This window comes from Butyricicoccus sp. OF27-2pH9A (assembly GCF_027693185.1).
Taxonomy (GTDB): domain Bacteria; phylum Bacillota; class Clostridia; order Oscillospirales; family Butyricicoccaceae; genus Agathobaculum; species Agathobaculum butyriciproducens.
Map to the genome: position 1 here is coordinate 19,450 of NZ_JAQEXK010000005.1, position 12,397 is coordinate 31,846.

At 45.9% G+C, this 12,397-nt stretch carries 10 protein-coding genes; 7 read left to right on the forward strand and 3 right to left on the reverse strand.

Annotated elements, in window-relative coordinates:
- The first annotated feature begins 1 nt into the window (after nt 1).
- The 7 genes from PG722_RS05730 (at nt 2) to PG722_RS05760 (ending at nt 8,097) form a co-directional block, all read left to right on the forward strand.
- The gene (locus PG722_RS05730) at nt 2-688 is read left to right on the forward strand and encodes a LytR/AlgR family response regulator transcription factor (RefSeq protein ID WP_118667910.1); all 687 of its coding nucleotides are present in this window, start codon (nt 2-4) and stop codon (nt 686-688) included.
- Nucleotides 685-1,950, forward strand: coding sequence for a sensor histidine kinase (locus PG722_RS05735; protein ID WP_270579927.1), 1,266 nt, complete (start codon nt 685-687; stop codon nt 1,948-1,950). The genes PG722_RS05730 and PG722_RS05735 overlap by 4 nt, the downstream gene beginning before the upstream one ends.
- A 206-nt stretch (nt 1,951-2,156) precedes the next feature.
- Nucleotides 2,157-3,299 carry an amidase domain-containing protein gene (locus tag PG722_RS05740; RefSeq protein ID WP_270579929.1) on the forward strand — a complete coding sequence of 381 codons (1,143 nt, stop codon included), beginning with the start codon at nt 2,157-2,159 and terminating at the stop codon, nt 3,297-3,299.
- Nucleotides 3,300-3,345: 46 nt separating this feature from the next.
- Complete coding sequence (locus PG722_RS05745; protein ID WP_270579930.1) at nt 3,346-3,978, forward strand: copper amine oxidase N-terminal domain-containing protein; 633 nt, start codon at nt 3,346-3,348, stop codon at nt 3,976-3,978.
- A gap of 380 nt (nt 3,979-4,358) precedes the next feature.
- Nucleotides 4,359-5,183 (forward strand): hypothetical protein, encoded by an 825-nt coding sequence (locus PG722_RS05750; protein WP_270579932.1) that lies wholly within the window; start codon nt 4,359-4,361, stop codon nt 5,181-5,183.
- A 141-nt stretch (nt 5,184-5,324) separates the two neighbouring features.
- A complete protein-coding gene (locus PG722_RS05755; protein ID WP_158579335.1) occupies nt 5,325-6,368 on the forward strand; it encodes a stalk domain-containing protein in 1,044 nt (347 codons plus the stop codon).
- A gap of 580 nt (nt 6,369-6,948) precedes the next feature.
- Entirely contained in the window at nt 6,949-8,097 is a 1,149-nt protein-coding gene (locus PG722_RS05760) for a hypothetical protein (protein WP_270579934.1), read from the forward strand.
- Between the two features lie 135 nt (nt 8,098-8,232).
- Here the strand turns inward: PG722_RS05760 and PG722_RS05765 are convergent, their stop codons facing one another.
- From PG722_RS05765 to PG722_RS05775, 3 genes are read right to left on the reverse strand one after another with little or no spacing between them, the layout of a single operon-like run.
- Nucleotides 8,233-9,135 (reverse strand): conjugal transfer protein, encoded by a 903-nt coding sequence (locus PG722_RS05765; protein ID WP_270579935.1) that lies wholly within the window; start codon nt 9,133-9,135, stop codon nt 8,233-8,235.
- An 18-nt stretch (nt 9,136-9,153) separates the two neighbouring features.
- Entirely contained in the window at nt 9,154-10,188 is a 1,035-nt protein-coding gene (locus PG722_RS14045) for a lysozyme family protein (protein ID WP_330674658.1), read from the reverse strand.
- Nucleotides 10,188-12,395 carry a CD3337/EF1877 family mobilome membrane protein gene (locus tag PG722_RS05775; RefSeq protein ID WP_442867832.1) on the reverse strand — a complete coding sequence of 736 codons (2,208 nt, stop codon included), beginning with the start codon at nt 12,393-12,395 and terminating at the stop codon, nt 10,188-10,190. Before PG722_RS05775 ends, PG722_RS14045 begins: the two co-directional genes overlap by 1 nt.
- Between the last annotated feature and the right edge of the window lie 2 nt (nt 12,396-12,397).

The following is a 12,397-nucleotide window of genomic DNA, read 5'->3' on the forward strand; positions in this document are numbered from 1 at the left end:
TATGCGAATTGCAATTTGTGATGATGAAGATCAGGAACGGCTCAATATCGAAGCATTAGTCAAGCGATATGCCCCCGAATTATCTATTGTCCTTTTTTCCTCAGCAGACGAACTGCTGGCAGCAGCGAAGACGACATTTTTCCCATTGATTTTTCTGGATATTGAAATGGATGATACAAATGGCTTTGATGCTGCAGAAGAACTTATGTCAGGAAGCGCAAAACCGCTTATTGTTTTTGTAACCAAGAGCACCGAATATACGATTCGTGGTTATGATGTGGCTTTTCATTATCTTGTAAAACCTCTTAATGAGGCAAAGTTCCACGAAGTTCTAAAGCGCGCTTTGCGTCTGATTATTCCGCAGTATTTTACATTCTCCTCGAACGGCGAATTGTATCGTATCCCTGTACAAGAAATTCTGTATTTCGAGTCTCGTAATTATATGCTTTTCGTTCATACACAGCAGCAGATTTACAAAGCTCGCTTGAGCCTGAAAGAGGTCGAACCCCAATTATCATCAGCCAATTTTCTTCGTATTCATGCCAGTTTCTTAATCAATCTGCATCATGTAATTCACATAACAAAAGACGATATAGAAATGCAGGACCATCAACTCATCAAAATCAGTAGAAACCGAAAGAAAGATGTCATTGCAGCTTTTACAAAGTTTGCGAGGGAAAACATATGACTTTGCTAATTGAAGCCCTCAGTGGTGTATTAGACACTTTTCTACTCTATCTTTTTGCATCCGGATTTTACTCAAAATATCGCAGCACTAAGTACAAAGGACATTTATACTTACTTGTGGGTATTTTTATTATCGTGATGAGCTGTATCCATATGCCGGGCATACTTCGTATCGTGCTGAGCTGGAGCATTATCAGTGTATCAACATATGCGATTTTTGAATCCACTGTTCGCAAGGCACTTTTAACTTCAACAGCATTTATAACCCTCAGTGTGTTGGTTGACGTAATATGTGAATATCCTTTTTATCTCTCCGGCATTTCACGAACGGTTATCCTCGGACAGGGGTTAGCACGCTGCATATTTATCATCTTTGCAAAGCTGATAAACTTGCTGCTCATTCTTTTTATTGTCACACTGTTCGGCAAAAAAGGTTTACTTGATATTCCATTCAAAGAATTGCTCCCACTCACGACCTGCCAGCTCGTCAGTGTATTTATCTGCATTGTATCATTGGAATTGGTCGGAACCGTATCGCACTTTCTTTTAATATTATTAACACTTTCTATTGCCGGAATTTTGTACATCAACATTGTATTCTTCGTATATATGCGATCTATTCGTACAAATTACGAAAACGAGCAGCAGCGGCGTTTGGCTGAACAGCAACTCGAAACTCAGCTGTCTTATTACGAACAGATGAAATCCGCTAACGAGCAAACGCGAAGCCTGTGGCATGATATAAAAAAGCAATTAACTGCTGTTACTGCATTAGTCAAGGACAGTGATGTATCACAAGCAGAGTTATATCTCGAAACCATTACCAAATCATTTAATTCGCTTAGCAAAATCGTTGATGTAGACCATCCGGTTATTAACGCAATTTTGAATGATGCACTGGGAAAATCCTCGCTTGCTGGTATTACTTTAAAAATCGACGTTTTTGTTTCCCCTCAGCTTGCCCTGTCCCCGCTGGTTTTAAGTGTTATTCTCGGAAATACATTGGATAACGCAATTCGCGCGTGCAGCGGTGTATCTGCCGATACGCCTAAAATCGTAAGTTTAACTTTAAGACAAAAGGACAGTATTCTGTATTACCGCATTTCCAATCCCTATAACCCAGAATTTTCTTCTAAGAAACGCGAGGGTATTCATGGTTATGGGCTGAAAAACGTCAGTTCCACAGTAGAACAAATTGGCGGCACGATGCAAATCAACCAAGAGAATAATCTATATACCGTAGAGATTATTTTGAATTTGTAAAATAAAGGGCGATAGCTTCAAAGCTACCGCTCTTTATTTGTACATTTTACTGCATCAGGCCTGCCAAACTCTGCAATCTCATTGTGTATTTTACTGTATGTTGTATAATACAAATACACCAAATGAAGGGAATGACTCCAATGCAGTAAGTTCAGTTAATGAGTTTTCATCCAAGCCGAACTGCTAACATGGAGGTGAACAGCAGTATGACTATCAAAAAGTTTCTTGCAGGCAGTCTTTCTTCCGTAATGGTTCTCTCGTGTCTCAACGTAGGTGTCGCTGCACTGGAACCCAACGCACTCGATGATGCCACGATCAATCAGTTGAAGGCAACCGCACAAAACGAGATTGAGCATTTTTTCCGTGAGAGCGATGAAGACCTCTATTCGCTTGTTGGCTTCCGCTTCGATGACAGTGAAGTAACCCAGTCCGACGGCTTGGTTCAGTACGAAACCACAGTAACTGTCAGCGAACGCCTTAAAGCACAGAGCGTTGAAGAAATGCCGTACATCGCTGGCTATCTGGATGAACTCGGCGCTTCTTCGTATGCCACAATGGCCGCATCCGATAAGGCGGAGTTGGCAAAATCCACTTTCGGCTTAGATCAGGATGTTACTCTGACAGCGGCCCAGCAGAATGTTGTTGACACATTCGTTCAGTCGATGGATGCAACTGTTGAGATGTTCGACGAATACATTGGTGAAACCAGCGATTTTACCTATCACATCAAGATTTCTGCACCCGTTGCCGAGCCGGACAACATTACACTAACCGGCCTTGACGAGTTCGACAATGATGTCAATATCAACGAGTACGAGCTGCGGTCGTATGATGATATTTACCGCAATGGTGCAGAAGATGCGCAGGCTGCTGTTCAGAGCATGATGGTTTCCCCCACTTGGGTTGCAACCAAGATCAATAACTACAACAGCTATAACCGCATTGCCGCCCGCGACTACGCATACAAGTATTGGTCATCTTACAATCCGGCATATACCAGCTATAAGGGCAACGGCGGTGACTGCGCTAATTTCGTTTCTCAGTGTATCCATGCTGGTGGTATTCCCACCGATGCAACTTGGAAAGCCGATTCTGTTTCGTGGATTCGTGCATCCGCAGTACCCTCGTATATGGTAAACAAGGGTTATGCAACAAAAACCAGCTACACCAATGCTACGGCTGGCAGCTTTGCCTATACTTCGAGCGGTGCGGGTCATATTGTGTTAGTAAGCATCAATGATGGTGCTAAAATCGCGTACACAGCACACACCACCGATCGAAAAGACGCTGCGTTCTCCTCGGCAGATTTGAACGGCAATTACAGCTTCTATGTAATCAAAAACTACTAACGCATACCTGCTGTAACAACGATAATCATTCAGGGAGGTATTGCACATGAAGAAAAAGCGTTTTCGCATCCCAATTATCGGCTTGATTTGCTGTATGCTGCTGGGTACGATTGCTTTCGCAGTCAATGGCCGCAAAATCACTGCAACCTACGGCGGCATCACCATTTACCTGAACGGCCAGAAACAGGTTGCTACCGATGTAAACGGCAAGGTAGTAGAACCGTTGATCTATCAGGGTACGACTTATGTGCCGATACGCGCTGTCAGCGAATGGCTGGGTAAAACGGTTACATGGCAAGGCAGCACCAGTTCTGTTCTTATCAACGATTCTGTCTTTTCTGACAGCGACGTTTCATCTGCTAAAAATGTAATCAGTGAGTTCTTTACGCTGTTCGGCAATCAGCAGTATCAGAAGATGAATACGCTGTGCACCGGCGATGCCGCAGGATTTGACTACAGCATTGGCGTATTCGGTATGAAAGAAGCAAAACTAAAGTCCTGCACTTATAACGGTGATTATTCCGCAAGAGCCAAAGAACTCGTTTTTGAATGTTCTTTTGCAATGAAACCCGCCGCAAACTCGGTGTATGACCCCAATCAAACCAGTACTACCTGCTTGATTTATGTAAAAAAGGCCGGCAGTCAGTTCTTGATTGATGAATTTGCAAGCGGTTTCTAAATTCTCAACGCATACTCTGAAACTTACAATATCACTCATAAGCAGACACCAATGCCAATCGCATTGGTGTCTGCTTATATTTGCGTTCACATATGTTTTTAGCTATTGATTATTAAGTATGTATTATTTATTCGCCATATCCTTAGCTGATTATCAGATACATCCACCAAATCCTGCTTTAATTACTAACCTTTGCATCTTTCTGCACCAGACATACCAAACTCTGCAAATCTATTGAAAATTTTACTTCAAATGTTATAATGCAAACATCAAAAACAATTCTTTAATACACATTTTATCATATGGAAGTGGTTCCCATGGTTTAACAAAAATCTGCATAGATTGCTACACCGAGCAACAATCAAAAGTAAATTGCAATCATGCAGATCAACACCGCATTGTTAATGTACCAAATACTATTCTACAATAAAAGCATGAATGATTGTCGCACCCATACGATGGCAATCATCGAGAGTACACCAGAATATGGAGGGATTATTAACACTATGAGCAAATTTAAGAAGATGATGAGCACAACGCTCGCAGGCTGTATGGCCGCATCCGCTCTTATGATGAGCGCAGGCGCAGTAAATTCGCAGGATGTTCCGTCCTCAGCACTCGCAAATTCTCAGTCGATTTCGGCATTTGCCGGTGATAATGTTACTGTCAATGTCGTTCATGTCAAGGCTGATGGCAGCACTACGCAGACTCCCGTAGAAGTAGCAATTCCCGAAGATACGACCAACGATGAGCAGGGTTCTATCATTGTAAATGCAGCTGTACAGGCGTCTGATTCTACTGGTATTATGCTTCAGGCTGCGCGCTCTGCACCGAATGGCCGTCGTCTTGGCGATTCGCGTACCGCAACAGTATATACAAACGTTGATGGCAACCAGGGAGTCACATTAGCCGATGGCTTGGCCGGAAATGTTGACTACAGTGGTTTGGCAGTATATATGCATAATATTGATCGTTCTATCACTAAGATGAACGTCAGCGTTTGGACTTCTGCAATGGGTCAGAGCAACTGCTATCAGCTGAGACGCGTTGTTAATACGAAAAGTGAATGCACTGTACTCTTTTATGATGATATTCAGTATGGTGCAGATAATTTTATCATTAGCCCCGGCGATAACATCACAGCTTTTGGCAGCGCGGTGTCGGGTTCTGGTGAGGTAACTACCGAACTGTACGGCATCTACTAAGCGCCCTATCAACGAAGTACAATGAAAGTAACCGTTGTGCTTCGTTGTAATATTATACGCAATATTATAGTAACCAGAGAAAGGGTGTATCGTATGAAGCTGAAACGCATATTAGGAAGTATTGTTTGTGTTTTCTCTCTAATGGCTGCAAGTATTGGCGCGCAAGCCGCAAATATTCCGGCACACACTACAGCTCAAATTGCTGAACAGGCAGCTACACAGACTACAACACAGCCCCGCACCGCCGTAAAAATCAATCCGCAGAGCGCGGACATTTATGCAGAGGGCATTCCGGCCACCTTCCCGAGCGAGGACGGCAAGACGGTTTACACGGCGCTGAGCTACAACGGCTCGACCTACATGCCGCTGCGCACGGTTGGCCGCTGGATGGGCAAAAATATCTCGTGGGACGGTGCATCGCGCACGGTGTTCCTGTCGGGTACTACGGAAAAGTCGTATCCGTGTGCGGATGACGATGCGTACCACAAGGAAGGCGTGAAATATGTCGGTGCGACCGGTCATGCTACGCTCGATAAGGGCGTAAAGGTCCTCGTGGACGGCAAACAGCAGACCTTCAAAAACCAGAAGGGCGTGACCATTTATCCGCTGTTTTACCAGAATTCCATCTATCTGCCGCTGCGCAACATCGGTGAGCTGACCGGCATGGACGTAACGTGGTACAGTGCCAAGGCGGAGAATGACGTGAACGCCATCTTCCTGCGCATGCCGCTGAGTGACAGCAAGCGTGCCGAAATGGAAACCTACGCGACAAATCTCATGAAGCAGCTGCTTGATATGCGGACGGATACGCAGAAGATCAAGAATTGTGCGTCTGCGGTGAAAAACGGCGGCTATACCGACTATGTAGTTACCGATAAGGCAACCGCCATGGCGGCGCTGGACTCCATCAAGCGCAAAGCGCAGACCATCCGCAGCGGCATGACCGAGCAGGAGAATCCGATCCGCTACTACAACAGCAGCCTGATGAACGAACTGGATTTCCTCATCGATAACGCGGACGCCGTGATGGACCGCGTGAAGAACGGGCGGGTCGTGCTCGGCAGCAGCAATCCGGATACGAGCGTGGTCGATCAGACCGCTGTCATGTTCGGCGCTGATAATACTATGCTGGACTGCGAACGCATGGTTCGTATGCTGCGGCAGAACATGGATAGACTTTTTTAATGCAAACCAAGACCATAAAAAGCTGAGGATTACCTCAGCTTTTTATCTATCCGACAATTTTCCAATTCCCATCTACCAGTTTCAGCGCAAGTTCAAACTGCGAAATTTGCGTCATTTTCATAACATTATCCAGTATTCTACTGTCACAGTTACCATTACAGTATCGCTATGCCTGTTCAACACTATGCTTTTAAGCTGGCTGACTATATATGTAAGCATGGAATCATTGCTAACATAGTAAGATAGTCCTTTAGGTTGCCGTCGGCTATAATATGAAAAAGATAATCAAGAAATCCATAACACGCAACGAATAATAATCAATATACCGTAGCGATTATTTTAAAAATGTAAAACAACAGACAACAGCTTTCCAAAACGCCATTCGTCATCTGTGCATTTTACTGCAAAAATCATACTGAACTCTGCATTTTCAGTACAAATTCCACTTTTAATGGTATAATGCAAATATGAAATAAACAATTTACATACTCGATTATCTTTCACAATAACTGTAAAGCATTTTATAGTCTTACCCGCTATATTTGTGATAAATTATAATGGCTATTACAGGAGAAAAGTAATGAAAAAGAACCTTGCCATTTCATGTATTCTATTAGCTGTAGTAACTATATTCAGTCTGTATTTTTATCAAGAGCGCGAAACCAAAAGTTTACCTGCTTCCATTGAACCATACACCGAAACCGCAGTAATCTTATCAGATTATATTGATTTTGAAAAAAGCATTTATATCGGTCACAAATCCGACCATGAGATATTATATAAAAATTACGCTGATAACTATATCAGGTCGGTTGACTTAAATACCCAAGAGCAACAGGAACTTATTAAATTGGACACGCAAACAAACGGCACCATGACAACCTTTGATTATAAGGATAATTGGTTTGTCTGGTCCGAAAGCCAGGATGCCGAGCTGCGTGTAGGAAGTTCTATTGGTGAAAATTGGGCTGTATACGCGGCTGACCTGCGTACAGGAGAAATCATATTCGTAGACGGCGAAAACGATTTCTTCCCTAAAACACGGAATTTTGACCCGCACCCGTGGTCGCTTTCGGTAAATGGCAGCTTTGTTGTTTACGCCAGCTATACAGCTAATGAAGATGGTATTTACCCTGCAATAAAAATTTATGATTTGAACAATCATAAATTGGAAATTGCAGATACAGCAGATTCCATGCAAACCACTTTTGGTTCACCATCTGTGAATGACAAAAATGTTGTTTATCTAAAATATGATTCTAATGGCAGTTCCCTTTGGACATATGACATAGAAAAACATAAACGTATGTGTATCGAGCCGCCCGAACCGTTGCAGGAAATATGCATCACAAACTCTTTTATCGTAGGCGTTTCGGAGTGGCAGCCGCAAAAATCAGAATCGATATACTGTTATGACTTCGCTCATAAGAAATGGTCAAAACAGATAGACGCCACCACGAAATTATATCCAAACAATATTGACAGCACCTTAGAATTTGCTGAACTGCAATCTTCAAACGATTTTATAACATGGCGTCCGATTACTGGAAATGCACTTTATGTGTGGGATATAACAACCAATAAAGTATTGGATTTGTCCGAAAATGTTTCTGGGTTAATTGATTATGTATTATATCCTTTTGATGAAGATTATCTGGTTTGGTGTGAAACAAATACACAAACGCAAGAAACTAAGTATCCATGTATAAAAATATCAAGTGAATCATAAAATTTCTGCGCTCGCCACCGCGAGAATAGAAGGCTCGTCTCAGAATCGAAACATTCTGCGACGAGCCTTTTTCCTCTTCGGTATTCGATTTTCACACTTCGTTACTTGCTATTTTTCCCCGTACAAACGCATACATCACCCGACGATTTTCCAATTCCCATCCACCAGTTTCAGCACAAGCTCAAACTGCGAAATCTGTGTCATTTTCGTAACGCTGTCCAGATATTCCACCGCCACAGTTGCCGTTACGGTATCGCCGTCCTTGTTCAGCACCGTGCTTTTAAGCTGGCTGAACGTATAGTCCACGCACTTTACCGACGGCATAGAACCACCACTGACATAGTAAGACAGCTCTTTTTCCGTAGCCGTCGGATACAGCGTGAAAAAGGTGGTCAGAAAATCCGTAATATCCTCGCTCTCGGCCGCAGAAACCGTTCCGTCGGGTTCTGCGGCTTTTGGCGTATATGCAGATTTTGCAGGCTTTCCGGTGATCGTCGGTGCTTGCGTGATAACCATATCGCCGTTATCGTCCTTGTGAACCGCCGTTTTGTACACGCTGGATACAGTGTCTTTTTTCTTGCCGTCCGAGATTGTCTGCGTTACCGTGAACACGACCGCAAAATCGTTTTCGACGTTCTGCTCTACAGACCAAATCTGTACGTCCTGCACAGAAGAAGAAACTGTAACGTCACTTCTCACAGTATCGGCAGTCAAACGCTGCAGGTCCTCGGTCAGATAACCAGTCAACGCATCGGTACGCTGTGTAACGGAATCCTTGTTACCACTCCACGAATAGTACGTTTTTGCAAAGTTCCGCACAAACGCTTCTACGCCGCTGGTATCCTCCACACGGCGCTCAACAATTTCCTTTTCGTGAACGGTATGTGTGTCGATTGCGGTAAAATTCTTATATACCGCAAACGCAAATCCGCAGACGAACAGCAGCCACAGTGCAATCACCGCCGGCTTGCGGCTGTTTGCCGTGTAGATACGCAACTTCCTTGGTTTCTGCTGTTTTTCTGTCTTTTTCTGAAACATAATTTGTTCTCCTTTGTCTTATTTCTGTGCAACCACAGCACCGCCCCAGCCCCAGCCGCCGAAACCATAGTACGCCGTCCAACCCTCTACGGTGTCGATAGTAGTGCCGCCGATGTTGGAAATAATCTGACCGTTGCCAATGTAAATGCCGACGTGACCCGCATTTCGTCCGCAAGTGTCGTTCGTTCGGGACTGGTATACCGCCGGGTCATTGTAAACCATCGCACCGAGCGGAATATTCTTGCTGGACTTTCCGACCGTATACAGCGCACGATTTTTGCCCGCACAACAATGCCGGTCGATGGATACACCCGCTTTGCGGTAAACTTCTTCCACCCATGTTTCACAATATCCGCCAGCAGCAGAAATACCATACTTTGCTGAATTTCGCGCTACCTCTACAATGCGATTCTGTGCGTCCGTTCCGAGCGCATCACCGCCTGTAAGTGTCAGATATTGCTTTACCAGCTTGACATAGAACATATTGCCGTAGTTATACCGCCAGCCGCCGTTGATTGGCGTGGAAATCTCGTTTTTATAGGTAACTTTTACGCCGCCGGAGTGCTGACGAGAAAACTCCTGTGCCAGTTCAAAGGTGTACCGCTTGCCGTTTTTCGCAACGAAGTCCAGAAAGCCACTGCCGTAATTGTACGCTTGAATTACAGCGTCCATATCACAGCCGAGTTTGTCCGCCTTTGTCACCAATTCGGCGAAATACTTGCAGCCCTGTTTGATACTGTCCTCTGTGCCGAGCGTATTCACCGGCAATCCGGCAGATTCCGAGGACTGCATAACGTCCTCCAGCTTGCCTTCGCTTTCCACCTGAATAATGGCAAGGAGAACATAGACATAATCGCTGATACCGTTTTGCCGCGCATATTTCTCTACCATAGATTGGTGCGCGAGCACTTCCGCTGAGAGATTCACGCCGATGTACAAACCCAAGCCACTTCCGCCGCTATCCTCATCCGAAGCGATAATCAGGAACATCGACAGAAGTAAAGCAATCAGCAGTCCGAAGCCCATAGCACCTGCCATTGCCGCCTTTTTCATCACTTGCGCTCACCTCGGCTCTCCGAACGCCGCTGTTTGCGCGTGATTTTTCTGGTTTTCCGTTGCTTGAACTCCGCACCAAAGGTTTCTTCGTCCAGTCCTTTCGGCATTGTATATCGTGTTTTCGGCTTGTCCGGCACCATCGGACGTTCTGCCGGACGGTCCGGCTTGTCCTTGACTGTCTGACGATTTTCCCGCGGTTTTGGTGTCGGTTCAATCCGTTCCGGCCGTGGCCGATTCTGCGGTGCAGATGGCTTTTCTGGTTCGTGTTGTTCGGGTCTGGCCGGTTTCGTCGTTGTTGGACGTTCCGGCCGTTCTGTTTTCGGTGCAACAGGTGTGCTTATCTGCTTTTCCGGTTCAGCTTTCTGCTGTTTGAGGACAGTCGTACGCTCCTTTGGTGCAACACGAGTGCTTTCTGTTCTTGGCTTCTCCGCATTTCCCTCACTGCGTTCTCTTCTGCGCTGAGATAACTGTTCCCGGCGGCTTGCCGTGGTAGTTCTACGAGATTCCATCTGTGCAGCACGCGCTTCTCGACGTTTCTGCATAGTTTTCCGCACACTTTCCCGTGCAAATTCCACATTGCTGCGGACAGCATATTCCGCATTAGTCGGTGCGTCCTTGACCTTTTGCACGGTTTCTACCGCCTTATCCCGCACACGAGATGGCGTATCTGCAATCTTGCCTGCCGTTTCGCCTACTCTCTGACCGAGATTCTTCTTTTCCGGCTGAACGGTTTCACGGCTTGCACTTTCATGGTTTGCAGAGGGCGAAACCGTCCTCTGGGTACTCTGTACGGCATGGCGCTGTGCAGAGCGCTTTCCTACTCCAACACCCGCCGCAAATGGCAGTGCCTTTCTCACAGCACGAGAGATCGTCCGACGCGGCCGGTTTGTCATGGCTCGACCGACACGACCCGTGCCCTCATCACGCAGACCGATCATGCCGAGCAGCTTGTCGCGCTCCATGTACACACCCGCGAACACAATTACCTGCAGCAACACGACCACCACGAACGGCTTGCCGTTTGCAATCGTGTATGCCAGCGAGGACAGCACCAGCACAAACGTGGTCAGCAGCGTTGTACCGACGCGAAGCATAATTGTATTGAACAGCGAAATCACCGCTCTCTTGCTCGTACCGGAAAACGCCGGAATCATGCTAATTAGCAGGCTCACCGGCAGGAACATCGCGCTGATGATGAACAAAATCTGTGACAACAGCATACTGCCTGTGAGCATAATCGCAAACGCCGACACAATCAGATTGAAAATCAGGAAGAACACGGATAGGCCGAACCGGCTTGTCACCTCGGTTACGGTCAGATTGCCGTTATCGTAGTCCTCTAACTCCGTTTTTACAGCTTCTTCTCGGTCTTTGCCGCGGTTTTCGTCCGGAGAAGTGCCGAGCAGGCTGTTCACCCTTTCTTCTCCGATATTCTCCACATCTGAATCGCCAAACTGCATGATAAGCCACGGCTGTTGAACTTGGATACCGAACAGGCAATCCCGAATCGCAGAAACACCGGTGTTCTCGCCTGCCGTGTCCGGCGCAAGGATTTTCGCGCTCACATCGACAATGCCGTTGCTGATGTCGCTCGAAAACTCGTTGACGCCGGTAATCGCGGACGGCGCGTAGGCAATCAGCCCGACCGACACCACAAACACGACCACAAAGTTCAACGCCGCATGAAACGCTTTCGTCGTTTCTCGTTTGACCAGTCCAACATAGGTGCAGTACACGCCGACCAGTAGCGTGACAATCGCCACCATGCCGGGAAACAGACCCGTGCTGTCCAATCCGCTGGCCGACACGCCCGCAATCAACTGAATGTTTTTACCGATTTCGCTTGCGGCGCTGCTGATGAAGTCGAGGTCATATGCCTGCTGAATCAGGTATCCTACGGCATTTGAAATGTACAAATTCAGCGTCCACAAGAAGTTTGTAAACAGGTAAATTGCGTACTGCGCCGTTTTCCCGATGCCGTCTAACCAGTTCCACGGCAGCCAATCCCACGAGGAATCAACATAAAAGTCAAGCTGGTAGTTATCAATCGGATACCTGCTGAACTCGTGCGCCGTATCGATGGTTTCGTCCAACAGTCCGGCGGCGTGCGCCTGCACGGTGAACAGATTGAGAAATAGAAAAGCCATCACAACCGTAATAAAGGCTGTAATGGCTAATTTCTGAACTTTTAAGGCATTTGTCACAC

Coding starts and splice junctions, on each gene's coding strand:
- PG722_RS05745 (WP_270579930.1), top strand. CDS start 3,346: ATGAAGAAAAAGCGTTTTCGCATCCCAATTATCGGCTTGATTTGCTGT.
- PG722_RS05735 (WP_270579927.1), top strand. CDS start 685: ATGACTTTGCTAATTGAAGCCCTCAGTGGTGTATTAGACACTTTTCTA.
- PG722_RS05765 (WP_270579935.1), bottom strand. CDS start 9,135: ATGTTTCAGAAAAAGACAGAAAAACAGCAGAAACCAAGGAAGTTGCGT.
- PG722_RS05760 (WP_270579934.1), top strand. CDS start 6,949: ATGAAAAAGAACCTTGCCATTTCATGTATTCTATTAGCTGTAGTAACT.
- PG722_RS14045 (WP_330674658.1), bottom strand. CDS start 10,188: ATGAAAAAGGCGGCAATGGCAGGTGCTATGGGCTTCGGACTGCTGATT.
- PG722_RS05755 (WP_158579335.1), top strand. CDS start 5,325: ATGGCTGCAAGTATTGGCGCGCAAGCCGCAAATATTCCGGCACACACT.
- PG722_RS05730 (WP_118667910.1), top strand. CDS start 2: ATGCGAATTGCAATTTGTGATGATGAAGATCAGGAACGGCTCAATATC.
- PG722_RS05750 (WP_270579932.1), top strand. CDS start 4,359: ATGCAGATCAACACCGCATTGTTAATGTACCAAATACTATTCTACAAT.
- PG722_RS05740 (WP_270579929.1), top strand. CDS start 2,157: ATGACTATCAAAAAGTTTCTTGCAGGCAGTCTTTCTTCCGTAATGGTT.